This window comes from Sphingopyxis yananensis (genome assembly GCF_020687785.1).
Classification (GTDB): Bacteria; Pseudomonadota; Alphaproteobacteria; order Sphingomonadales; family Sphingomonadaceae; genus Sphingopyxis; species Sphingopyxis yananensis.
The window spans coordinates 392,166-416,420 of record NZ_JAJEWI010000008.1 but is presented as its reverse complement, the minus strand read 5'-3'; the positions used below and the strand labels follow the sequence as shown (position 1 = coordinate 416,420).

Sequence of the window (24,255 nt, the reverse complement as noted above, 5' to 3'; positions counted from 1 at the left end):
ATAGTTTCGATGAGTGACGAACAGGACAAGCCGACTCTTAGCCGCAAGCCCCTGGGCCTGAAGCGGACGGTCGAGGCCGGACAGGTGCAGCAACAATTCAGCCATGGCCGCCGTAACACGGTGGAAGTGGAGGTGAAGCGCCGCCGTGTCATCGTCCGCCCGGGTGAGGCTGCCCCTGTTGACGCGCCAGCCGAAGCGGAAGCACCAGTGGCTACGCCTGCGGAAGTCGCAGCGCCCGTGGCCGCGCCAGCCGCTCCGGAACCCGCACCCGCACCGGTCGCGCCGCAACCTGCACCGACGCCTGTCGTCGAAGCGGCGGTTGAAGCACCCGCGCAGCCTGCACCGGCCCCCGCCGCAGAAGCTGCGCCAGCACCTGCCGCAAAAGCAGAGGTCGCTGAGCCTGCACCGGCACCAGTGGAAGCGCCAGCACCGGTTGCTGCGCCCAAGACTGCGCCCGCCAAGCCAGCCGCCAAGGCCAATGCTCCCGCGCCGCGCGTAGCCGCCAATAAGGGCCCTGGTTCGCGTGGCAATGCTGGTCGGTCGCAGAACCAACCCCGCGCTGCACGTCCGCAAGACAGCCTGATGACCCGTCAGGAACTGCAAGCCAAATTCCTGCGCGAAGCAGAAGAAGCCCGTTTGGCCGCCTTGGAAGACGCTCGTCGCCGCGAAGAAGCGGACCGTTTGCGCGCCCAAGAAGAAGAGCGCGCGCGTTCCGAAGCCCGCAAGGCCAATGCCGAAGAAGCACAGGCGCAAGCCGAAGCCGAAGCGGCGGCTGCAAAGGCTGCTGCGGCCGAAGCAGAAGTTGCCAAGGCTGCGGCCAAGGCGGCCGCTGCGGCGGACAAGGCTGCTGCCAAGGCACCTGCGGCTGGCGGCGAAGCCAAGGGCGCTGCGCGTCCAGCCAGCACGACATCCAGCCCAGCGCCCCGCCGCTTTACGCCTGTCGAAGCGCCGAAGCGCCCAGAACCAAAGCGGGCTGAACCCAAAAACCGCGCTGGTGACAATCGCCGCCAGTCGGGCAAGCTGACCGTAACCCGTGCGTTGAACGACGATGAGGGTGCACGGGCACGCAGCTTGGCCGCGCTGAAGCGCGCCCGCGAAAAGGAAAAGCGTTCGCATCGTGCGCCGACTGGCCCGCGTGAAAAGCAAGTGCGTGAAGTGGTTGTGCCAGACACCATCACTGTTCAGGAACTTGCCAACCGTATGGCCGAAAAGGGTGCGGATCTGGTCAAGGCCCTGTTCAAAATGGGCGTGATGGTGACCATCAACCAAGATATTGATCAGGACACGGCAGAATTGCTGGTCACGGAATTCGGCCACGAATTCAAGCGCGTGAGCGAAGCTGACGTGGATATTCGTGTGGACGAAGACGTTGATGCCAATGACGCGTTGAAGGCCCGTGCGCCGGTTGTGACCATCATGGGCCACGTCGACCACGGCAAAACCTCGCTGCTCGACGCTTTGCGCGGTGCCAATGTGCAATCGGGTGAAGCGGGTGGTATCACCCAGCATATTGGTGCTTATCAGGTGAAAACACCCGATGGCAGCATCGTGACCTTCCTTGATACACCGGGCCACGAAGCGTTCACGGAAATGCGCCAACGCGGTGCGAATGTGACCGACATTGTGATTTTGGTGGTGGCTGCTGATGATGGCCTGAAGCCTCAGTCGATTGAAGCCATCAACCATGCCAAGGCCGCTGGTGTGCCGATCATTGTTGCGATCAACAAGGTCGACAAGCCCGAAGCCAATCCGCAGCGCGTTCGTGAACGTCTGTTAGAACATGAATTGGTTGTCGAAGAAATGGGCGGCGACATTCAGAATGTCGAAGTATCGGCTCTGAAGAAAACCGGCCTTGATAAGCTGTTGGAAGCCATTGCGCTGCAAGCCGAAATCATGGAATTGAAGGCCAATCCTGACCGCGCCGCCGAAGGTACGGTTGTGGAAGCCAAGCTGGACAAGGGTCGCGGCCCTGTGGCGACCATCTTGGTTCGCCGTGGTACGTTGAAGGTTGGCGACATCTTTGTTTGCGGTGCGGAAAGTGGCCGTGTTCGTGCGCTGATTGACGACAAGGGCAAGCAGATCAAAGCCGCTGGACCTTCGATGCCAGTCGAAGTGTTGGGCCTTGGCGGTGTGCCGATGGCCGGTGACACGCTGACGGTTGTTGAAAATGAAGCCCGCGCACGTGAAGTAGCCGCTTATCGTCAGGAACAAGCCTTGCGTAAGCGCACGGCGCAGGCGCCTGTCAGCTTGGAAGGCATGTTCTCGGCCTTGGCTGATAAGCAAAAGCTGATCGAATATCCGGTGGTGATCAAGGGCGACGTGCAAGGGTCGGTGGAAGCCATCGTCAATGCATTGAACCGTTTGTCGACCGACGAAATCCGCGTTCGTGTGTTGAATTCAGGTGCTGGTGCGATTACCGAAAGCGACGTGTCGCTGGCGGCTGCATCCAACGCGCCCATCATTGGCTTTAACGTTCGTCCCAATGCCAAGGCGCGTGAAATCGCAAATCGCGAAAAAGTGCGCTTCATGTATTATGACGTCATTTATCACCTGACCGAAGAAGTCGCGAAGGAAATGGCGGGCGAACTGGGGCCAGAACGTATCGAAACCGTGGTGGGCCGCGCCGAAGTCAAGGACGTCTTCCCAGCGGGCAAGCGCGACAAGGCCGCTGGTTTGCTGGTCTTGGAAGGTTCGATCCGCAAGGGTCTGCATGCCCGTCTGACCCGCAACGATGTGATTGTTTCGGCCACGACCATTTCGTCGCTACGCCGTTTCAAGGACGATGTTGCCGAAGTGCGCGCCGGTCTGGAATGTGGTGTGGTGTTGGCCGATACCAACGACATCAAACCAGGCGATCATCTGGAAGTGTTCGAGGTCGAAGAACGCGCCCGCACGCTGTAAATTATCATCCCAACAGGATGAGCAAAAGGGCCGCGCCTATTATGGGCGCGGCCTTGCTTGCCGAAAGTGGGTTCGGCGAACATCAATGGATTTGTCAGCGACCACGGCTGGCCCCTTCCGTTTAGCGGAAGCGAGATAGATGATGAAAAATCAGGATCAAAACCAAGGCCCATCGGTTCGCGTGTTGCGCGTGGGTGAACAGGTGCGCCATATTCTGAGCGAGATTATTCAGCGCGGCGATGTGCATGACGATGTGCTGGCAAAGCATCCTGTCAGCATCACCGAAGTGCGGATGTCCCCTGACTTGCGTCATGCGACCGTTTTTGTGAAATCCTTGCTGGGCCGCGACGAAGAGGCGGTCTTAAAATCACTGCGCACCAATACGGCTTATTTGCAGCGCGAAGTCGCCAGCCGTATTCGTATGAAATATGCCGCCAAGCTGAAATTTTTGGTGGACGAGAGCTTTGACGAAGCCAGCCATATCGAGAAATTGCTGCGCGATCCCAAGGTGGCGCGCGATCTGGCCCGCGAAGACGAAGAAGGCTGAAGGCTGATAGCGATGCTACGCCGCTGCTGACGGGCAAGGGCGGGTGAATATTGGCCATATGATGCGGCATGACTGAGACGCCCTGCGGGGCGTCTTTTTCATTGGGCCCCCGCTGCGACCCGTTGCGCGGCGGCGGCAAAGCCGTCACAGGGCGTTATGGCCAAGCTTTATTTCTATTATGCCAGTATGAACGCTGGCAAATCGACAACCTTGTTGCAGGCGGATTTTAATTACCGCGAGCGCGGCATGGATACGATCTTGTGGACGGCGGCGGTTGATGATCGCTATGGCGTGGGCCAAATCAGCAGCCGAATTGGCTTATGTGCGGATGCGCACCAATTTGATGCGGCCACGGATTTATGGGCCGATGTGCAAGGCCAATTGGCCAGCCGTATGATTGCGTGCATTTTGGTCGACGAAGCGCAATTTTTGTCGCGTGCGCAGGTGTGGCAATTGGCGCGACTGGCCGATGATGCCAATATTCCCGTGCTTTGCTATGGTTTGCGGACCGATTTTGCCGGACAACTGTTCGAAGGGTCTGCGGCGCTGTTGGGCTTGGCGGATGCGTTGGTGGAATTAAAGGCGGTGTGCGAATGTGGCCGCAAAGCCACAATGAATATGCGCGTCGATGCAGTGGGCCGTGCAGTGGTCGATGGAGCGCAAACGGAAATTGGCGGGAATGATCGCTATATCGCATTGTGCCGCCGCCATTTTGTCGAGCGCCGCCGCGATGCCGCCTTGGCGCAATCCGATAACGGGTGATGCCGTCTTGGCAAAATTTGATGGAATGAGGTTCTGCACTGGGCGTTTTTGACGAAAATCGTCAATTAAGTTTACGGTTTTTCTGGACACAGGCCGCTCTTCATCCCTAGCCTTGCTGGGGAGAGGGAGAGACAAATGTCCGGAAATCAGCAGATATCGCCAGACCAGAAAATCTTGATCGAACGCGCCCAGCAATTGGCGCCCAAAATCAAAGAGCGGGCCGCCGCCACAGCGGAAAATCGGCGTCCTGCCGATGAGTCCATTCAGGAATTGATCGACGCGCAAATTTTCCAAATGCTGGCACCCAAGCGTTGGGGTGGTTTAGAAGCGCCACTGGCCACCATGATGGATGTGGTGGAGACCATTAGCGCGGCTTGTCCGTCGACGGGTTGGATTACTGCATTTTACATCAGCCATAATATTTATGTCAGCAAATTCCCGCTGCAAACGCAGGAAGAATTGCTGGGCCCCCGAGGCTTTGTGCTGATGCCCGGCGCAACAGCCCCCAATATGCAGGCCCGCAAAGTCGATGGCGGTTGGGAAGTGAGCGGACGGGCGACATGGGGATCAGGCATCATGCACGCCGATTGGGTGATGATGAGCGGCATGACAGCTGATGGCCCGCGTGGCTTTTTGATGCCCGCTTCAGACGTTGAAATATTGGACGTGTGGCATTTTGCGGGCATGGCGGGGACAGGCAGCAATGATTATCAGGCCGATAAATTATTCGTGCCGGACCACCGCAGCTTGCCGTCGCTGGAAATGCACGCTGGACGGACCGAAGGGTCATCCCATCATGATAATTCATTATTTCATATTCCTTTTTTAATGTCGGCCTATTGCACCATCCTGCCTGTGCTGACCGGAACGCTGCGCGGAGCCTATGATGCTTTTGCAGATATTATGACGCGGCGGGTGCGCAATTTTACCGGAACGGTGGTCAAGGAACAGCCAGTCGCCCATCTGACCTTGGGCGAATATAGCATTGCGGCAGATGCAGCGTCGCGCCTAGCCCGCGATCTATATAGCTGGATTGACGAGCGGGTGGGGGAGCACCGCTTTACCCAAGAAGATCGCTTGTTCGTAAAGGGGCAGACGGCCTTTATTTCCAAGCTGTGCCGCGACACGGTGAACGGCATGATGGCGGCATCGGGGGCGTCGAGCTTTCATGAAAGCCAAGCGTTGCAGCGGATTTGGCGGGATTTGAACACCGTCAGTACCCACACATTTTGGGATTGGGACGTGGCCCGCGAAATGACGGGGCGGATGAAATTGGGCCTGCCGGTCGCGCATCCCCTAGTTTGACAATTGGCGCTGATTTGACAGTTGGGGGGATGAGGCCCTAGCGGCGAATCCATGAATGGTTGGATCATATTGGACAAGCCCTTGGGGCTAGGGTCAACGCAAGCCGTGGCGGCGGTCAAGCGCAATTGCCGCGAGGCGGGGCTGGGCAAGGTCAAGGTCGGGCATGGCGGCACGCTGGACCCGCTGGCAACCGGCGTGTTGCCGATTGCGCTGGGCGAGGCAACCAAGCTGACCGGCCATATGCTGGATGCCAGCAAAATTTACCATTTCACGGTGGAATTCGGTACCCAGACGGATGGGCTGGATGCCGAAGGGGCGGTGGTCGCGACCAGCGATGTTCGGCCCACGCATCATCAGATTGCGGCTGTTTTGGACCAGTTTCGTGGCCCGATTGCGCAAATTCCACCCATGTATTCCGCCATCAAAATTGATGGCGAGCGGGCCTATGATTTGGCGCGCAAGGGCGAAGTGGTGGAAATGAAAGCGCGGGATGTTACAGTCTATGCGCTGGATTTTCTGGATGATGGCACGCTGGAACATATGGATAAGCCGCTGACATATGCCAGCTTTATCGCCCATGTGTCCAAGGGAACCTATATTCGCAGTCTGGCTCGCGACATCGCGCTGGCCGTGGGCAGCGTGGGACATGTGACCATGTTACGCCGCGTGAAAGCGGGGCCTTTCACCGTAAAACAAGCGATTTCGCTGGACAAATTGAACGCTTTGGGCCAAGGCGCAGACCCATCAGATGTGATATTACCGCTGGAGGTTGGGCTGGTCGACATCCCGGCTCTTGACCTCTCTCCGGAGGCGGTAATGGCGATCCGACAGGGTCGCATCTGGACCGGAGTTCCCACGGATGATGGGCTTTATTGGGGTCGGGACGATGAAAATTGCCCCATCGCCTTGATAGAAGCCACAGCGGGTTCGCTGAAAGTCGTGCGGGGGTTTAACTTGTAAAATGGATGTCGAGGAAAGTTATCCATGTCGATTACTGCAGAACGTAAAGCCGAACTGATCACCGAATTCGCCCGCGAAGCTGGTGACACCGGTTCGCCTGAAGTCCAAGTTGCTATCTTGACCGACCGTATCAACACCCTGACCGGTCACTTCAAGTCGCACCACAAGGATAACCATAGCCGCCGTGGTCTGCTGATGATGGTCAACAAGCGTCGTAGCTTGCTGGACTATCTGAAGAAGAAGGATCTGGGTCGCTATCAAGACCTGATTGCGAAGCTTGGTCTTCGTAAGTAATTCAAGCGAAGGCGGCTCCGTTTCGGGGCCGCTTTTGTTTTACCCCTATGTGAATTTCATGGGGCATATCGGCTGGAGAACTGCTGCAATTCGGCGTCAGTTTTCCAACAATTTAAGGGGCGGAATTTGCGCCCCGACCCGCCCGGGCCGGATTGCCCGGAACAGAGGCCCCGCCCAGCATAGGGCTGAGCGGGCGAAGGAAAATATATGTTCGATGTAAAGAAAGTGTCGATCGAATGGGGCGGCGAAACGCTGACCCTCGAAACGGGCAAGGTTGCTCGTCAAGCCGATGGTGCTGTGATGGCAACGCTGGGCGAAACGGTGGTATTGTGCGCCGTGACCGCAGCGAAATCGGTGAAAGACGGCCAAGATTTCTTCCCGCTGACCGTACACTATCAGGAAAAATATTCGGCTGCGGGCCGCATCCCCGGTGGCTTCTTCAAGCGCGAACGCGGCGCGACGGAAAAGGAAACGCTGGTATCGCGTTTGATCGACCGTCCGATCCGCCCGCTGTTCCCAGAAGGTTTCTATAACGAAATCAACACCATTGCTCATGTGCTGAGCTATGACGGTCATAATGAGCCGGATATTCTGGCTTTGGTTGCGGCGTCCGCTGCTTTGACCATTTCGGGCGTACCGTTCATGGGCCCCATCGGGGCAGCCCGTGTCGGTTATGTGGACGGCGAATATGTGCTGAACCCGACCGATGAACAGGTTGCTGCTGGCGATCTGGACTTGGTTGTGGCCGCAACGCATGACGCGGTGATGATGGTGGAATCGGAAGCCAATGAGTTGTCCGAAGACATCATGCTGGGCGCGGTCCTGTTCGCGCATGACGCTTGCCGTGATGTGATCAAGGCGATCATCAATCTGGCCGAACAAGCCGCCAAGGAACCTTGGGAAATGGCGGCTAGCGATGGCAACGCTGACCTGAAGGCCAAGCTGAAGGATTTGATCGGCGCGGATATCGCAGCGGCTTATAAGCTGACCGACAAATCGGCCCGTTCGAACGCGCTGAACGCTGCTCGTGACAAGGCCAAGGCCCAGTTCACCGCTGATGGCCTGTCGCCACAAGACGTGATGGCTGGCATCAAGCTGACCAAGAAGCTGGAATCGGAAATCGTTCGCCGTGCGATCTTGAAGGATGGCACCCGCATCGACGGTCGTACCACCACGCAAATCCGTCCGATCGTAGCAGAAACGCACTTCCTGCCACGCGCCCATGGTTCGTCGCTGTTCACGCGCGGTGAAACCCAATCGATCTCGACCTGCACCTTGGGCACCAAGGACGCAGAGCAAATGATCGACGGTTTGGGCGGTCTGCGTTACGAAAACTTCATGCTGCACTATAACTTCCCCCCCTATTCGGTGGGTGAAGTGGGCCGCTTCGGTGCGCCTGGCCGCCGTGAAATCGGCCATGGTAAGCTGGCATGGCGTGCGCTGCACCCTGTGCTGCCAACCAAGGATGAATTCCCTTACACCATCCGTTTGACCAGCGACATCACCGAGTCGAACGGCTCGTCGTCGATGGCGACGGTTTGCGGCGGTTCGCTGTCGCTGATGGATGCGGGCGTTCCCATTAAGCGTCCGGTTTCGGGTATCGCCATGGGTCTGATCCTCGAAGGCGGCGAATATGCCATCCTGTCGGACATCTTGGGCGATGAAGATCACCTCGGCGACATGGACTTCAAGGTAGCCGGTACGTCCGAAGGCATCACCACGATGCAGATGGACATTAAGATCGCTGGCATCACCCGCGAAATCTTCGAAAAGGCGCTGAACCAAGCCAAGGAAGGCCGCGCGCACATCCTTGGTGAAATGAACAAGGCTTTGGGCGAAACCCGCCAAGAACTGTCGGCTCACGCACCGCGCATCGAAACGATGCAGATCGACAAGTCTAAGATCCGCGACATCATCGGCACGGGCGGTAAGGTCATCCGCGAAATCGTGGCAACCACCGGCGCCAAGGTTGATATCGATGACGAAGGTTTGATCAAAATCTCGTCGAGCGATCTCAGCCAAATTGAAGCGGCTCGTAAGTGGATTTCGGGCATCGTCGAAGAAGCAGAAGTTGGCAAGATTTACGACGGTAAGGTTGTAAACCTCGTTGATTTCGGCGCTTTTGTGAACTTCATGGGCGGCAAGGACGGCTTGGTTCATGTGTCGGAAATCAAGAATGAGCGCGTCGAAAAGGTCGCGGACGTTCTGACCGAAGGCCAAGACGTGAAGGTCAAGGTTTTGGAAATCGACCAGCGTGGCAAGGTTCGCCTGTCCATGCGCGTTGTTGACCAAGAAACCGGCGAAGAATTGGAAGACACCCGTCCGGCGCGCGAACCCCGCGAACCGCGCGGCGACCGTGGCCCACGCCGTGATGGCGATGGTGGCCGTGGTGGCCGTGGTGGCGACCGTGGTCGTGGCCCGCGCCGTGAAGGCGGCGATCGTGGCCCACGCCGCGAACGCAATGACGGTCCGGACGATCAAGGCCATGTGCCTGATTTCCTGAAGGACTAATCCTTCCGATACGGATGAATAAGAAGGGCCTCGCGATTGCGGGGCCCTTTTTGGTTGCTCGGTGGTTCAGGCGAGGGGGAGGTTGTAGGTGCGAAATGCTGTGTCGCGGGTCCAGCCCTCACGCTCATAGAGAGCCTGTGCGGCCAGATTGTCATGCGCTGTGGATAGGGTGAGGCGCAGCGCGCCTTGGGTGCGGGCGAAATCTGCTGCGGCGCGAAGAAGGGCCGAGGCGGTGCCTTGTTGGCGGGCATCTGGTGTCACGAACAAATCATTCAGGATGAAGATCGGGGCCATGCGGGTGGAAGAAAAGCTGGGATAGAGTTGGGTAAAGCCGATGAGTGTTTCTGATGCCGCTGCCCCCACTGCTGCCACGAAAATCGTCGATTGCTGATGGTCCAAACGCGCACGCAGAAAGGTTGCCGCGCCTGCCATATCACACGGCTGTCCATAAAATTGGCGGTAGGCATCGAATAGCACAGCCAAAGCGTCGATATCATCATAGGTGGCGGGGCGAATTTCCATCAACATATTCTCCTGATTTTCGCGATAGGAATAGGGCTCGGGGGACCTATGGCAACAGCGCCATGGCAAATTCTGTTGGCACAGGTCATTTGCCCCATTTCAATCGGATGGAAATTGCGTTTATGTTGCCAAGATGCTGACGACATTTGCTTCCATGCTCGCTCTGGCCGCTGCCGCTGTGCAGCCCGTTGCGTCATCCGCGCCGCAGACCGTGCCAGAGGCACCCGCTGTTGTTCCCGATAACCGCATTTATGTGGAACTGTTGACCGATGCAGGGCGCATGGTGGTGCGGCTGGAAACGCAGCGCGCGCCGATCACGGCGGGCAATTTCCTGCGCTATGTCGATTCGAAGCGCATGAACGGCTTTCAATTTTATCGTGCCACCCGCAATTGGGGCGATCACAACCAAATTATTCAGGCGGGCAATCGCGGCGATGCGCGGCTGAACTATCCCGCCATTGCGCATGAGCCCACCAATGAAACGGGGCTGACCCATTGCAAGGGCGCTTTGTCGATGGCGCGGCTGAACCCCGGCGACGCGACGACAGATTTTTTCATTTTATTATCGTCCATTAAAGGCTTTGACGCCGACCCAGCGCGGACCAATGGCGACACGGCGGGCTTTGCGGTTTTCGGGGAATTGATCGAAGGTTCTGCGGTGGCAGAGGCGATTTTCCAAGCCCCCGTTTCGCCTACCGACGGTGTGGGCGTGATGCAGGGGCAGATGTTGGCCCCCAAAATTGCGATCCGCAGCGCCAAGCGCATAGCGGCCCCCGCCGATGCGCCCCTTGGCTGTGTGGTGAAGCCCGCAGATGTGCCGGTTTCTGCGGAAAATGGCGATGAGGGCGATGATGATGACGCATAAAAGGGAATTGGAAATGACGCCGGTTGGCCCAAGCCTGAAAAATCATGATGATTATGGTGCGCAAAGCTGCATCATTTATTTTGCGTTCATCCCGACTGTGGCTATACCGCGCGCATGACCAATCGTCTTTCATCGCGCGCCGTGACGCGCCTGCTCGCCGCGACTCTCGTGATTACGCCGCTTGTGGCTGCATGTGGCGGGGGTGCCAGTGTGAAGCGCGACACGCGCTATGTCGCCCGCGATGTGAACACGCTGTACCGCGCCGCGCAGGACCGATTGGATCAAGGCAATTACCGTCTGGCTGCCGCTTTGTTCGATGAAGTGGAGCGTCAGCACCCTTATTCGCCATGGGCGCGCCGTGCGCAGCTGATGAGCAGCTTTTCTTATTATATGGACCGCGAATATACGCCGGCCATTGAATCGGCGCAGCGCTTCTTGTCGATTCACCCCGGCAATAAAGACGCGCCTTATGCTTATTATCTGATCGCGCTCAGCTATTATGAGCAGATCAGCGACGTGACCCGTGACCAGAAAATCACCGAACAAGCCAGCAATGCGCTGGGCGAAGTGATCCGCCGCTATCCCGACACCCGCTATGCAGCGGATGCACGGTTGAAGGTGGATTTGGTGCAAGACCATTTGGCTGGCAAGGAAATGGAAATTGGCCGTTTTTACCAGCGGTCGTCCAACTGGCTGGCGGCATCCATCCGCTTTCGCGAAGTGGTGGACAAGTTCCAGACCACTAGCCACACGCCAGAGGCTTTGTATCGCTTGACCGAATCCTATCTGGCGCTGGGCGTTCCAGACGAAGCCAAGAAATCGGCGGCCGTATTGGGTGCCAATTATCCGGGTAGCGATTGGTATAAGCGCGCTTTTGATCTGATGAAAAAGCACGCGCCTTCGGCCTAGTCGGCAATATGGCGTGAAGGCTTGATGAGGCGGGGTTGGTCTCTCGCCTTTTCAAATGAGTTGTAAAGAATAATAGATTCCTGTTTTGTTCTTTGTTAGGGACCGGACATGTTAAAGGCGCTATCCATCGCCAATATTGTCCTGATCGACCGCCTAGACTTGGAGTTTGAGGCGGGTTTGGGCGTTTTGACCGGCGAAACAGGGGCCGGTAAATCCATTTTGCTGGATGCGCTGGGCTTGGTGCTGGGCAACCGCGCCGACATGGGCTTGGTGCGCCAAGGTACGGATGCGGCCCAAGTCATCGCCAGCTTTGACCCACCCCGTGCGGGCACGGCGCTGGCGCAATTGCTGGCCGACCATGATTTTCAGTTCGATGGCCCCGAAGCCCCCGATAGTGAACCGCTGATCATTCGCCGGTCGTTGAAATTGGACGGTGGCAGCCGTGCTTTCATCAATGACCAACCTTGTTCGGCGGCTTTGCTGCGCGAAGTGGGCGCGCAATTGGTGGAAATTCATGGCCAGCATGATGATCGGGGTTTGCTGGCCCCGTCGGGCCATCGGGCTTTGCTGGACGCTTATGCCACAGCCGATGTCGCGCCGGTCGCCAAGGCCTTTGCGGCATGGCGCAAGGCGGAAGCCCAATTGCAAGAGGCGCGGGCTGCGCTGGAAAGCGCCGAGCGCGACCGCGAGTGGTTGGAACATAGCGTTGAGGAATTGCGGGCGCTGAACCCACAGGCGGGCGAAGAAGCGGAATTGGCCGAAGAGCGGTCCGCTATGCAAAAGGGTGAAAAAATCGCCGGTGATCTGGGCGATATTATGAAGAGTTTTGACGCCTATAAAGGGGCGCCCGCCCAATTGCGCGATGCGGCGCGGCGGCTGGACCGACTGGCTGGCGACCATCATTTGCTGGCGGAGGCTTTGGCTTGCCTGGACCGCGCCATCATTGACGTCGATGAAGCGGAATCGAAATTGCACGCCGCAGCATTGGCCAGCGAATTTGAACCCGCCCGCCTCGAAGAAACCGAAGGGCGCTTGTTTGAATTGCGCGCGGCGGCGCGCAAACATCATGTGCAGCCGGATGATTTGGCCGATTTGTTGGAACAGCAAATCGCCAAGCTGGACGCCATTGATGGCGGCAATGCGGGACTGCAACGCTTGGAAGAAGAATTGGCGCGCACGGCGGCGGCCTATACCCATGCCGCGACCAAATTGTCCGCCCAGCGCGCCAAGGCTGCTGCGCGATTGGATAAATCCGTGGAGGCGGAGTTGAAACCGCTGAAATTGGATGCGGCGCGAATCAAAACCTTGGTTGAACAACAAAACGCCGATCGGTGGAGCGCCGAGGGTATCGACCGTGTGGAATTTTTGATTTCGACCAACCCCGGTGCACCCTTTGGGCCGCTGGGCAAGATTGCGTCGGGCGGTGAATTGTCGCGCTTTATTTTGGCGTTAAAGGTATCGTTGGCCCAGCAAGGCGGCGCGGAAACGATTATTTTTGATGAAATTGATCGCGGTGTTGGCGGCGCGGTGGCGAGCGCGATTGGCGATCGTTTGGCGCGGCTGGCGACGGGCAACACACAATTGCTGGCGGTGACGCACAGCCCGCAAGTCGCGGCCAAGGGCGGCACCCATTATATGATTGCGAAATCCAGCCAAGGCACGGTGACACGCACAAGCGTGCGCCGCCTCAGCGACGCGGATCGGCGTGAGGAAATTGCGCGGATGCTTTCGGGCACGGAAGTGACAGTGGAAGCGCGTGCGCAGGCGGAACGATTGCTTGAGGTTGCGGCTTGATGATGCAGCGCCGCGCCTTTTTGCGGGCGGTGCTGGCGACTATCGCGGTGAGCGCGCCCTTATCGCAATTGCAAGCGCTGGAGAGGCAAATGGAAGAATTGATCGCAGCCTTCTGCTCTATCCGGCAGATAGAGGCGCAGCAGGGCCAGCGGGCCGCGCTCATCGCCAATTTCGAAGCCATTCGTCCATATGTGGGACGGGTTGGTGGATTTACGATTTTTGAAGATGCGGACGATGACAATAGCCTTTGGATATTGGATTTTTGGCGGTCGCGTGAAGATTATGATGCCGAATTGCAAAAAGCCGAGCTAAGCGATTTGGTCACCAAGCAGCGAATGTTGATCGCCAACATTAAAAGCAGCGCGATTTTGAAAATTCCGACCCCGATGGAATCATGACCGATCTTTTTAATTTTTCTGATGCGGATGCCGCCAATAAAATGATGCGATTGGCGCGCCAAATTCGGCACGCCAATAAAAAATACCATGGCGATGACGCACCGGACATCAGCGATGCGGATTATGATGCGCTGGTTGCGCAATATAAGGGGTTGGAGGCGGCCTATCCCAGCGCCGCGCCCAAAAATAGCCCGCTGAATGATGTGGGCGCGCCAGTGGATGGCACGGCGCTGAGCAAGATTACCCATGCCCAGCGCATGATGAGCTTGGACAATGCCTTTTCGTCGGAAGATGTGCAGGAATTTATAGGCCGTGTGCGGCGGTTCCTGAGCCTTGGCAGCAGCGACATCGTGGCCTTAACCGCCGAGGATAAGATTGACGGCCTGTCCTGTTCGCTGCGCTATGAGGGCGGCGTGCTGGTGCAGGCGGCGACGCGCGGTGATGGCAGTGTTGGCGAAGATGTGACGGCCAATGTGCGGACCATTGCGGATATTCCCCAGACTTTGCGCGGCGATGTGCCGGACGTGTTTGAAATTCGCGGCGAAATTTATATGGCCAAGGCGGATTTTGCGGCGCTGAACGAGCGATTATTGGCCGAGGCAGATGACCCTGAAAAGGCGCGGCAATTTGCCAACCCACGCAATGCGGCGGCGGGGTCGCTGCGACAAAAGGATGCCAGCGTCACGGCATCGCGAAAGCTGCGTTTTTGGGCGCATGGTTGGGGCGAGGCAAGCGATGTTCCCGCCGATACGCAATTTGGCGTGATGCAGGCGATCGCATCATGGGGCGTGCCGGTGTCGCCTCTTTTGACGCGCTTTGAAACGATGGATGACTTGCTGGCCCATTATAGCAGCATAGAGGCGCGCCGTGCCGAGCTGGATTATGACATCGATGGCGTGGTCTATAAGGTTGATCGGCTGGATTGGCAGCATCGTTTGGGCTTTGTTGCCAAGGCTCCGCGCTGGGCCATTGCCCATAAATTCCCCGCCGAGCGGGCCGAGACGACATTATTGGGCATTGATATTCAGGTGGGCCGCACGGGCAAGCTGACGCCCGTGGGCCGTTTGACGCCCGTCACCGTTGGCGGTGTGGTGGTGTCGAACGTCACGTTGCACAACCGCGATGAAATTGCGCGTCTGGGTGTGCGGATCAATGACCGTGTGGTGGTGCAGCGGGCGGGGGATGTGATCCCGCAGGTGGTTGAAAATCTTACCCGCGATGTGGAACGGCCCGCTTTTATCTTTCCCGATCATTGCCCCGTGTGCGGCAGCGAAGCCGTGGCCGAGGACGGCGAAGTCGATGTGCGCTGCACGGGCGGCCTGATCTGCGGTGCGCAGAAATTTGAACGGCTGCGCCATTTTGTCAGCCGACCAGCGCTGGATATTGAGGGGCTGGGCGAAAAGAGCATTGCCGAGTTTCTGGAACTGGGCTGGCTGGACAAAGGCCCGGCGGATATTTTCCGGCTGCACCAGCACCGCGAGGAACTGACCCGCCGCGATGGCTGGAAGGATGTGTCGGTGGATAAAATGCTGGCCGCCATCGAAGCCAAGCGAGCGCCGGATGCGGGGCGGTTACTGTTTGCTTTGGGTATCCGGCATATTGGCGCGGTGACGGCGCGGGATTTGTTAAAGGGGCTAAGCGATATTCGCATCTTGCCCGAAAAAGCCCATGAATTGGGCCAGTGGATGGCGGACCACCCGCGTGTGCTGGGCGAGTCGGATGGCAAATATACCGCCCGCAAGGTTGAGGCAATTAAGCGTATCTTGGAGGTTCAGACTGACGGTATCGGCCCTGCGGTTGGCGAGGCTTTGGTTGATTTCTTCCACGAACCGCATAATCAGGCGCTGTGGAATGATTTGCTGAGCGAAGTATCGCCGCCGCTTTATGTGGTGGAAAGCCGCGACAGCGAAGTCTCGGGCATGACCATTGTTTTCAGCGGCAAGCTGGAAACGATGAGCCGCGATGAAGCCAAGGCGCAGGCGGAAAGCTTGGGGGCGAAGGCGGCAGGGTCGGTCAGCGCGAAAACCGATTTGCTGGTCGCGGGACCGGGCGCGGGCAGCAAGCTGAAACAAGCGGCGGTGCTGAATATTCGCGTTATCGACGAAGCGGAATGGGCGGAAATCGTAAAGGCCGCTGGATAAAAGTCAGCCCGCGCTATGTCGTCACAGCGCGGGCCATTTTGATTACCAACTGCCGAAGCTGGCGTCGGATGGGCTGGGGCGATGAAACGCCCGTTCCTTGCGGCGATAGCCATAGCGGCGGCGCTTCACCAGCATCAGGCAGGGCCATTCTTCGCTGCCGCCCCGCGCAACAAGGCGGAAGCCATGGCCATGATAAGCGGCCACAACATCCTTCATTTGCCGCGCAATTAAACCCGCCAAAATGACATGGCCACCCGGCGCGGTGATGGCGGCAATATCGGCCGCCAAATTGATCAGCGGGCCCGCCAAAATATTGGCGATCACCAAATCATAGGGTGCGCGGCGCATGATGCCGGGGTGGTTGGTGCCAGCGGCCACGGCCAGCGAAATATAACCCGCACCGCTGCCCAGCGGCATATGGTTGATTTTGGCATTGTCGCGCGTCACGCGGATGCTGGCAGGGTCGATATCCGACGCCATAATGCGCGCGCGGTTCCACAGACTGTGCGCGGCAAAAGCCAGTAATCCGGTGCCAGTGCCGATATCGATGATGTTGCGCGGGCGGTGGCTGGATTCGTAATGACGGTCGAGCATCGCCAGACAACCAGCGGTGGTGTCGTGGCCGCCCGTTCCAAAGGCTTCGCTGGCGTCGATCAAAAAGGCGGTCGCGCCATAGGGCACCGTGTCGGCATAGCTGCTGGTGTGGACATAAAAGCGGCCCGCCTGCACAGGCTCCAACCCTTGTTGGGACAGAGTGACCCAATCTTCCTCGGGCAATTGTTCAACGCTGGCCTTGGCCTTTTTCGCGCTGGGAATCAGCGCTTGTAGGGTGCGGACCAGTAACACCGATGGCTTGTCATCGACATAGGCGTCGACTTGCCATTCATCGGCATCTTCGTCGATTTCGCGGGTCACAATGACCGGCGCATTGTCTAGCATTTCCAGTTCGGGAATTTCACCGCTGAGCGCCTCTGCCTCTTGGCGGGTGCAGGGAAGGGAGATGATCCAGCTCATTCGGGTTCTTTCGCGAGGCGGTTTTCAAAATTGACTTTGGCGGTGGCAACATAATGCGCGCAGGCGCCCTCTTGCACCAAAGCATTCTGCCCCGCCATTCGTTCCATCAGCGCGCTGGCAGAAGGGTGCGGTGTAATCAAGAGGGTACAAGATATTTGCGCGGCCTTGGCTAGGCCCGCTTCGATACGGCGGCGCTGGTCTGGTTTTTGGCGGAAGGAATAGCCAGCAGGGGCGGGCGTCGACAGGCTGTCCATAAAGGCGATGGTGACGCAGTTGTTGCGGGCGTCGGGGGTGTTGGCGGCAACTGCGTCATCCTCCCCAACGCAGCTTTGCCAGACATAGCTTGTGCTGCCCTTGGTGTGAACCGGCGTGGAATAAGGGGTCAGGCCAATCTGGCCAAAGGTCAGCGGCACGCCGTCTTGCAACGCCCCGTCGACACGCAGGGCATCCATATCCGGCAGCATGTCATGTTGGGGATCGTCGGTGTCGGGCTTTCCGGTGGACAAGGCGCTATGGGCGTCGGCCATGGCGAGCATGGGCGCGCCGCTGAGCTTTTGTATCAAAGCCAGTCCGCCCGCATGGTCCATATGTTCATGGGTGGTGAGCAGCAGGCGGATGTTCGCGGGGTCAAAACCTAAGGCCCGGATGCTGGCCGCGACAGCGGGGCCGCCTTTTTGGGTGGCGGCGTCGATCAATACCAATCCGTCGTCAGTGTCGATCAAGATGGCGGCAATACCGCAAGTGCCGACATAATAGGTGCGGCCATGAATCTTCGCGGGATGGACAGCCATGTCCCAGCTTTCCACGCCGTCTTGACCCGCGCAGCGTTGCGCGAGGCGCGTCATGTCGGTGAGCGTGGCGATATTTTGTCCGGTGGCCGCAGGGGCTTCGCTGGCATGGCTCGGGGACGGGGCGAGCATAGACATGGCAGCCGCGAATAGCATGGCATCCCGCCACGCTTGGCGGGAAGGGGCCTTGCGAGCCATTGGGGGCGACGGCAGAACGGGCGGTAACAAACTAAGATAAACAGGGTTTTTGATGGTCATTGGACATGCCTTGCGCTGGGGCCTGTCGGTTTACCGATATTCACCCAAGGTGCAAAGCTGGATGATCGGTTCGGGAAATCGGATATATTTGTGCATGACAGGGATGGTGGCCATGCGATTATCCTTGAAAAATTCGCCAGACGGTTGCTTTCGTCACACAGGTCTTTGGCCGACGCATTTATTTTCGTCGTGACAATATGTTCTGAATAGGGACGTAAGGGCGGAAAACCCCGTGGCACAGGCCAGAGTGAGGAGTTTCAATATGATCATCGGTACGCCGCGAGAAGTTAAGAATCATGAACATCGTGTCGGTTTGACGCCCGAAAGTGTCCGCGAATTGACGGTCCGTGGTCATATTGTCTTGGTGGAAAGCGGCGCAGGCGCGGGCATTGGCGCGGTTGATGATCATTATGTTGCCGCTGGGGCGAAAATCGTCGCCTCCGCCGCTGATGTTTATGGCGCGGCGGATATGGTGGTCAAGGTCAAGGAACCGCAGGCCAGCGAACGCGCCATGTTGCGGCAGGGTCAGATTCTTTACGCTTATTTGCATCTGGCACCCGATCCAGATCAGGTGCGGGACTTGCTGGCGGCGGGCGTGGTGGCCATTGCCTATGAAACGGTAACGGGTGAGCATGGCGGATTGCCATTGTTGAAACCCATGAGCCAAGTGGCCGGACGTATGTCTATTCAGGCGGGTGCGACCGCCTTGCAAAAGGTGCATGGTGGGCGCGGTGTGTTGCTGGGCGGCGTGCCCGGTGTTGCGCCGGCCAAAGTCTGTGTGATCGGCGGCGGCGTGGTGGGCTTTAATGCGGCCCAAATGGCCGTCGGCTTGGGCGCCGATGTGTCGATTTTGGATCGTGACCCTGATGTATTGGAACGGGTCGCCAATCATTTTGAAGGGCGCGCGAAAACTCGTTTTTCCGATCAAGCAAATTTGGCGGAATGTGTCGCCGAAGCGGATTTGGTCATTGGCGCGGTGCTGATTCCCGGCGGCGCGGCCCCCAAATTGGTCACACGGGCTATGTTGAAAACGATGCGCGCGGGATCGGTGCTGGTCGACGTGGCCATTGACCAAGGCGGCTGTTTTGAAACCAGCCATGCGACCACCCATGCGGACCCAACCTATATCGTCGACGATATTGTTCATTATTGCGTGGGCAATATGCCCGGCGCGGTGGCGCGAACCAGCACCTATGCGCTGAACAATGTGACCTTGCCCCATGCTCTGCGCATCGCCGAACTGGGTTGGCAAGAAGCCATGCGCCGCAACAGCCATTTGGCGGACGGGTTGAATGTGTGGAATGGCCATATCACCTATCGCGCAGTCGCGGATGCTTTGGGCATGGAATATGTGCCGATGGAATCGGCATTGGCGTAAAAAGTCTTTGTTCATCAGGCCGAAATCAGACAGGCTATAGGAAGCTTGGGTATTGGTCTCGTGTATTTGGGATGAAAAATTAACATGTCGGACGTTCAGAAAAATCAGGCTGGTACAGAGGTCGAGGAAAATGAGGTGCTGCGCGCAGCCCGCGAATCTCGTGCCCAGAAAGAAGCAGCAGACGCCAGCGAAGAAGCCCTGAAAAATGACGGGAATAAGCGGGCTTTGGGCTGGAAAGCGGCTGCTGGAATCGGCGTCGGTTCGGCCGCCGTGCTGGCGGCGCTGTTGTTTGCCAACCGCTCGAAGAAATAAAGACATGGGCTTGCATGGCGGCTTCCTGTGTTGCCGCCATGCCCGATAGGCCAAGATTCTTGCCCCTTGGCAATTGCATATCCCGCGTTTGGCGCTAAACCGACCCCCATAGACCGGATAGTAAAAGAAGACGGGGCTGATATGGCTGGCAAGGAAATGGGTGCGCGCCCGCGCTCTCCGCACATGCAAGTATATAAATGGGGACCGCATATGACGGTCTCGATCCTTCACCGCATTACGGGTGATGGGCTTGCAATCGTTGGAACGATAATGTTCCTGACATGGCTTGGCGCGATTGCGGCTGGCCCCGATGCTTATGCAGCCTTTGTGGCTTGCGTTTGGCACGACCCCACAGGCGCGGGCCTTAGCCCGATCACCAACATCTTGGGTAAGATTGTTTTGGTGGGCCTGACTTGGGCATTTTTTCAGCACCTGTTTTCGGGTTTGCGTCACCTGTTGCTGGACACCGGCGCGGGTTATGAACTGAAAACCAACAAGCTGTGGTCCACTGTGGTGTTGTTTGCTGGCGCTGCCGCAACCGCCGCAACTTGGGCCTATTTGTTGCTGGGAGCATAATCATGGGTAACGGAACAGGTCTTGGCCGCGTTCGTGGTTTGGGTTCGGCTCATCACGGCGCGCATCATTGGCTGCAACAGCGTGTTACTGCGCTGGGCAATATTTTCCTTGTCGGATTTTTGGTCATCTCTCTTGTGCGTTTGCCGCTGGGCGAATTTGGCGCGGTGCATCGCTGGGCTTCGACCCCGCTGGTCGCGCTGGCGCTGGCATTGATGGTGGTCAGTGTATTCTGGCACGCTCGTTCGGGTCTTCAAGTTTTGATTGAAGACTATGTCCATGGTGCAACGCGCATTTTGGCGCTGGTTGCATTGAACTTCTTTGTGTTTGGCGGCGCGGCTTATGGCTTGTTTGCCATTGCACGTATCGTATTCGCTGGGGGTCCCGCGGCATGACCGAATCCTATAAAATTATCGACCATATCTATGACACTGTTGTCGTAGGCGCTGGTGGTTCCGGCTTGCGCGCTACCATGGGTAGCGCCGAAGCTGGCCTCAAGACCGCTTGCATCACCAAAGTATTCCCAACCCGCAGCCACACCGTTGCGGCGCAGGGCGGCATTGCGGCATCGCTGGGCAACAATTCGCCAGACCATTGGAAATGGCATATGTACGACACCGTGAAGGGGTCGGACTGGTTGGGTGACCAAGACGCCATTGAATATATGGTGCGCGAAGCCCCCAATGCTGTTTACGAACTGGAACATGCTGGCGTTCCGTTCAGCCGTAACCAAGACGGCACCATTTATCAGCGTCCCTTCGGCGGCCATATGCAAAATATGGGCGAAGGCCCGCCGGTACAGCGCACCTGCGCCGCGGCTGACCGTACCGGTCATGCCATGCTGCATGCTTTGTATCAGCAGTCGCTGAAATATCAGTCGGACTTCTTCATCGAATATTTCGCCCTCGACCTGATTATGGAAGATGGGGAATGCCGCGGCGTGATTGCGCTGTGCATGGAAGATGGTTCGATCCACCGTTTCCGCAGCCAAGCTGTGGTGCTGGCAACGGGCGGCTATGGCCGTTCTTACTACACCGCCACTTCGGCCCATACCTGCACCGGCGACGGCGGCGGCATGGTGCTGCGGGCTGGCCTGCCTTTGCAGGACATGGAATTTGTTCAGTTCCACCCGACCGGCATTTACGGCGCGGGCGTGCTGATCACCGAAGGCGCACGCGGCGAAGGTGGTTATTTGACCAACTCGGAAGGCGAGCGTTTCATGGAACGCTATGCTCCTTCGGCCAAGGACTTGGCATCGCGTGACGTTGTGTCGCGTTCGATGGCGTTGGAAATTCGCGAAGGTCGCGGCGTTGGCCCGCACAAGGACCATATCTATCTGCACCTCGATCATATTGATCCGGCGGTATTGGCAGAACGTCTGCCCGGTATCACCGAAAGCGGCAAGATTTTCGCCGGGGTGGACCTGACCCGTCAACCGCTGCCCGTGGTTCCGACCGTTCACTATAATATGGGCGGCATTCCTTGTAACTATCATGGCGAAGTCGTGACGTTGAAGGATGGCAACCCTGAGCATGTGATCCCAGGTCTGTTCGCGGTTGGCGAAGCAGCTTGCGTATCGGTTCATGGTGCAAACCGTTTGGGTTCCAACAGCCTGATCGACTTGGTGGTATTTGGCCGCGCAACCGGTCATCGCCTGAAGGAAATTTTGACGCCGAACGGTGCGCAGCGTCCGCTGCCCAAGGATAGCGCCGATCTGGCCCTGACCCGTTTGGACCATTTCCGCAACGCCAAGGGTGGCTCGCCCACCGCCGAAGTGCGCACCGAAATGCAGCGCGCTATGTCGCAGCACGCCGCTGTGTTCCGCACGGACGAGCTGATGGCAGAAGGCAAGGTCAAACTGGCCGCAACCTATGAGCGTATGCAAGACATCGGCATTACCGACCGTAGCTTGATCTGGAATACCGATCTGGTGGAAACGCTGGAACTCGACAACCTGATCTCGCAGGCATCGGTAACCATGCATTCGGCCTATAACCGCAAGGAAAGCCGTGGTGCGCACGCCCATGAAGACTTCCCGAACCGGAATGATGCTGACTGGATGAAACACACGGTTAGCTGGTTCGACGGCTGGGGCGGCAAGGGCGGCGGCGTTCGCCTCGATTACCGTCCGGTTCACGAATATACGATGACCGACGAGGCGGAATATGTGAAGCCAAAGGCCCGCGTATATTAAGCATCGGCCAATTGGCTCTATACTATAAAAAAAAGGGCGTTTCGGTTTCGAAGCGCCCTTTTTCATGGGGATCTATCTTTAAAAAAACGCGGTGTTTGACCGATCATGAAAAGCGGTGCTCACCTCATGATGTCACCCACGGGGTCGATATTGGTAAAGGGCTTTTCGACATTTTGGCCCATCTCATATAATTTGAAACAGGCAATGGCGAATAGGATCAGCGCCACCGCCCATACAATGATGGTCTTGATGATCAACCAGCGGCGCGCGCGATAGGCCGCATCGGCGCGTTCATCATGATCGACGCCTAGTTCCTGTTCAAATTCCGAAACCAGGCGCGCACGGCGGGTGCGCGATCCCGCCAAGGGATTGGGCGCGGCGCGGCGCTTTGGATTGCGTTTCGTCATAGCTTCCCCCCAAAGCATGAGAATAACCGAAAACTTACGGTCCGAAAAGCATAAGCGGATATGGTTAACAGGGCTATGATGATTATATGCGGAGCGCAGATTTACGGCGCGGCGATACCGATTAATTTGATGCGGGCCGTGTCACCGCGCAGCAGGCTGATGTCCCGTTTAGGGCGGCCCAGCGCCGCCGCCAATAATTTGATGACGGCTTCATTGGCCGCGCCATCAGCGGGCGGGGCGGTCACGCGCACATGCACCGCCCCATCCACCAATTTCACTTCGTCTCGTCCCGCCCCCGGCGTGACGCGCACCTCCATCCGCCGAGTGTCACGGGCGATGGCCAGCAATGCGGTGGTCAGTTCGGGGGCCGGACGATATTTCAAGGCAGAACGACCAATTTTCCGACCGATGTTCGGTCGCCCAATTTGGCAATGGCTTTGCCGCCATCGGCCAGCGCAAAACGTTCGGTGACGCGGGGGCTGATTTTTCCGGCGGCCCACATGTCGAACAGCTTGGCGATATTGGCACGGTTGCGAACAGGCTCGCGGGCGGCGAAAGCGCCCCAGAAAACGCCAGCGACATCACAGCTTTTCAGCAAAGTCAGGTTTAGCGGCAGGCTGGGGATGCCAGCGGGGAAGCCGACAACCAAATAGCGCCCTTCCCACGCGATGCTGCGCAGTGCCGGTTCGGCATAAGCACCGCCCACCGCGTCATAAATGACATTGGCCCCATTGGGGCCGACGGCGGCCTTAAACGCGTCAGACAGCGCCTTTGAGGCCGCTTTGTCGACAGGGGCGCTGCCATAGACAATAACATCATCGGCGCCAGCATCGCGTGCAATTTGCGCTTTGGCTTCGCTGGATACGCCCGCGATCACGCGTGCGCCCAGCGCTTTGCCAATTTCGACGGCGGCGATACCAACGCCGCCCGATGCGCCCAGCACCAATAATGTGTCACCAGCCTTGATATGGCCGCGATCCACCAGCGCGTGATAGCTGGTGCCATAGGTCATCAGCAGCGATGCCCCCTCGGCAAAGTCACGGCCATCGGGCAAATGATAGGCCCCATGGACCGACACCGCCACGGCTTCGGACATGCCGCCATTGCCGCACGCCGCAATGACGCGGTCGCCGACCTGAAATTCGGTCACGCCTTCGCCAATTTCGCTAACAATGCCCGCCACTTCGCCGCCGGGGGCAAAGGGCCGTTCGGGACGAAATTGATATTTGTCTTCGATAATCAAGACGTCAGGAAAATTCACCGCACAGGCTTTGGTGTCGATGACGATCTGGCCCTTGCCAGCAGTGGGGCGGGGCAGGTCGCCCAAAACCAGCGTATCTGGTCCGCCAGTGGCGGTGGATAATAGGGCCTTCATCTGTCTCTCCTCAGTTTTATTATGCAACTGAGGAGAGACTAGGCCAT

The 24,255-nt window shown here is 58.0% G+C and carries 23 protein-coding genes; 17 read left to right on the top strand and 6 right to left on the bottom strand.

Features of this window, described 5'->3' with window-relative positions; genetic code table 11:
• The first annotated feature begins 9 nt into the window (after positions 1-9).
• The 7 genes from infB to pnp all read left to right on the top strand — a co-directional run bounded on the left by infB (position 10) and on the right by pnp (position 9,280).
• On the top strand, positions 10-2,901 hold the full coding sequence (gene infB / locus LKO31_RS10175; protein WP_227690376.1) for a translation initiation factor IF-2: 2,892 nt from the start codon (positions 10-12) through the stop codon (positions 2,899-2,901).
• 142 nt (positions 2,902-3,043) lie between these two features.
• Positions 3,044-3,448, top strand: a complete 405-nt coding sequence (gene rbfA, locus LKO31_RS10170) for a 30S ribosome-binding factor RbfA (protein ID WP_227690611.1) — start codon at positions 3,044-3,046, stop codon at positions 3,446-3,448.
• Between the two features lie 156 nt (positions 3,449-3,604).
• A complete protein-coding gene (locus LKO31_RS10165; protein ID WP_227690374.1) occupies positions 3,605-4,210 on the top strand; it encodes a thymidine kinase in 606 nt (201 codons plus the stop codon).
• A gap of 135 nt (positions 4,211-4,345) precedes the next feature.
• A complete protein-coding gene (locus LKO31_RS10160) occupies positions 4,346-5,515 on the top strand; it encodes an acyl-CoA dehydrogenase family protein (RefSeq protein WP_227690372.1) in 1,170 nt (389 codons plus the stop codon).
• A 51-nt stretch (positions 5,516-5,566) separates the two neighbouring features.
• Positions 5,567-6,475 (top strand): tRNA pseudouridine(55) synthase TruB, encoded by a 909-nt coding sequence (gene truB, locus LKO31_RS10155; protein ID WP_227690370.1) that lies wholly within the window; start codon positions 5,567-5,569, stop codon positions 6,473-6,475.
• Positions 6,476-6,499: 24 nt separating this feature from the next.
• On the top strand, positions 6,500-6,769 hold the full coding sequence (gene rpsO, locus LKO31_RS10150; RefSeq protein WP_227690368.1) for a 30S ribosomal protein S15: 270 nt from the start codon (positions 6,500-6,502) through the stop codon (positions 6,767-6,769).
• Positions 6,770-6,976: 207 nt separating this feature from the next.
• Positions 6,977-9,280 (top strand): polyribonucleotide nucleotidyltransferase, encoded by a 2,304-nt coding sequence (gene pnp / locus LKO31_RS10145; protein WP_227690366.1) that lies wholly within the window; start codon positions 6,977-6,979, stop codon positions 9,278-9,280.
• Between the two features lie 66 nt (positions 9,281-9,346).
• On the opposite strand, the gene LKO31_RS10140 is transcribed toward pnp, so the two are convergent.
• Positions 9,347-9,802, bottom strand: coding sequence for a GNAT family N-acetyltransferase (locus LKO31_RS10140; protein ID WP_227690364.1), 456 nt, complete (start codon positions 9,800-9,802; stop codon positions 9,347-9,349).
• A gap of 133 nt (positions 9,803-9,935) precedes the next feature.
• Between LKO31_RS10140 and LKO31_RS10135 the strand changes: the two genes are divergently transcribed.
• From LKO31_RS10135 to ligA, 5 genes are all read left to right on the top strand, one after another.
• Entirely contained in the window at positions 9,936-10,667 is a 732-nt protein-coding gene (locus LKO31_RS10135) for a peptidylprolyl isomerase (RefSeq protein WP_227690362.1), read from the top strand.
• 114 nt (positions 10,668-10,781) lie between these two features.
• On the top strand, positions 10,782-11,576 hold the full coding sequence (locus LKO31_RS10130; RefSeq protein ID WP_227690361.1) for an outer membrane protein assembly factor BamD: 795 nt from the start codon (positions 10,782-10,784) through the stop codon (positions 11,574-11,576).
• A gap of 108 nt (positions 11,577-11,684) precedes the next feature.
• Complete coding sequence (recN, locus tag LKO31_RS10125) at positions 11,685-13,370, top strand: DNA repair protein RecN (RefSeq protein WP_227690359.1); 1,686 nt, start codon at positions 11,685-11,687, stop codon at positions 13,368-13,370.
• Positions 13,370-13,768, top strand: a complete 399-nt coding sequence (locus LKO31_RS10120) for an antibiotic biosynthesis monooxygenase (protein ID WP_227690357.1) — start codon at positions 13,370-13,372, stop codon at positions 13,766-13,768. The genes recN and LKO31_RS10120 overlap by 1 nt, the downstream gene beginning before the upstream one ends.
• The gene (gene ligA / locus LKO31_RS10115) at positions 13,765-15,909 is read left to right on the top strand and encodes an NAD-dependent DNA ligase LigA (RefSeq protein ID WP_227690355.1); all 2,145 of its coding nucleotides are present in this window, start codon (positions 13,765-13,767) and stop codon (positions 15,907-15,909) included. The genes LKO31_RS10120 and ligA overlap by 4 nt, the downstream gene beginning before the upstream one ends.
• Before the next feature lie 42 nt (positions 15,910-15,951).
• On the opposite strand, the gene LKO31_RS10110 is transcribed toward ligA, so the two are convergent.
• Both LKO31_RS10110 and LKO31_RS10105 read right to left on the bottom strand, forming a co-directional pair.
• A complete protein-coding gene (locus LKO31_RS10110) occupies positions 15,952-16,923 on the bottom strand; it encodes a 50S ribosomal protein L11 methyltransferase (RefSeq protein ID WP_227690353.1) in 972 nt (323 codons plus the stop codon).
• Positions 16,920-17,969 carry an MBL fold metallo-hydrolase gene (locus LKO31_RS10105; RefSeq protein ID WP_227690351.1) on the bottom strand — a complete coding sequence of 350 codons (1,050 nt, stop codon included), beginning with the start codon at positions 17,967-17,969 and terminating at the stop codon, positions 16,920-16,922. Before LKO31_RS10105 ends, LKO31_RS10110 begins: the two co-directional genes overlap by 4 nt.
• Positions 17,970-18,231: 262 nt before the next feature.
• Between LKO31_RS10105 and ald the strand changes: the two genes are divergently transcribed.
• From ald to sdhA, 5 genes are all read left to right on the top strand, one after another.
• Complete coding sequence (gene ald, locus LKO31_RS10100; protein ID WP_227690350.1) at positions 18,232-19,347, top strand: alanine dehydrogenase; 1,116 nt, start codon at positions 18,232-18,234, stop codon at positions 19,345-19,347.
• A gap of 84 nt (positions 19,348-19,431) precedes the next feature.
• Complete coding sequence (locus LKO31_RS10095) at positions 19,432-19,659, top strand: hypothetical protein (protein WP_227690349.1); 228 nt, start codon at positions 19,432-19,434, stop codon at positions 19,657-19,659.
• A 141-nt stretch (positions 19,660-19,800) separates the two neighbouring features.
• Positions 19,801-20,235 carry a succinate dehydrogenase, cytochrome b556 subunit gene (sdhC, locus tag LKO31_RS10090; protein WP_407699270.1) on the top strand — a complete coding sequence of 145 codons (435 nt, stop codon included), beginning with the start codon at positions 19,801-19,803 and terminating at the stop codon, positions 20,233-20,235.
• A gap of 2 nt (positions 20,236-20,237) precedes the next feature.
• Positions 20,238-20,627 carry a succinate dehydrogenase, hydrophobic membrane anchor protein gene (gene sdhD, locus LKO31_RS10085; protein ID WP_227690347.1) on the top strand — a complete coding sequence of 130 codons (390 nt, stop codon included), beginning with the start codon at positions 20,238-20,240 and terminating at the stop codon, positions 20,625-20,627.
• Positions 20,624-22,426, top strand: a complete 1,803-nt coding sequence (gene sdhA, locus LKO31_RS10080; protein ID WP_227690345.1) for a succinate dehydrogenase flavoprotein subunit — start codon at positions 20,624-20,626, stop codon at positions 22,424-22,426. The genes sdhD and sdhA overlap by 4 nt, the downstream gene beginning before the upstream one ends.
• Before the next feature lie 119 nt (positions 22,427-22,545).
• Here the strand turns inward: sdhA and LKO31_RS10075 are convergent, their stop codons facing one another.
• The 3 genes from LKO31_RS10075 to LKO31_RS10065 form a co-directional block, all read right to left on the bottom strand.
• Complete coding sequence (locus LKO31_RS10075) at positions 22,546-22,833, bottom strand: hypothetical protein (protein WP_227690343.1); 288 nt, start codon at positions 22,831-22,833, stop codon at positions 22,546-22,548.
• A 101-nt stretch (positions 22,834-22,934) separates the two neighbouring features.
• The gene (locus tag LKO31_RS10070; protein ID WP_227690342.1) at positions 22,935-23,216 is read right to left on the bottom strand and encodes a DUF167 domain-containing protein; all 282 of its coding nucleotides are present in this window, start codon (positions 23,214-23,216) and stop codon (positions 22,935-22,937) included.
• Complete coding sequence (locus LKO31_RS10065; protein WP_227690340.1) at positions 23,213-24,208, bottom strand: NADPH:quinone oxidoreductase family protein; 996 nt, start codon at positions 24,206-24,208, stop codon at positions 23,213-23,215. Before LKO31_RS10065 ends, LKO31_RS10070 begins: the two co-directional genes overlap by 4 nt.
• Between the last annotated feature and the right edge of the window lie 47 nt (positions 24,209-24,255).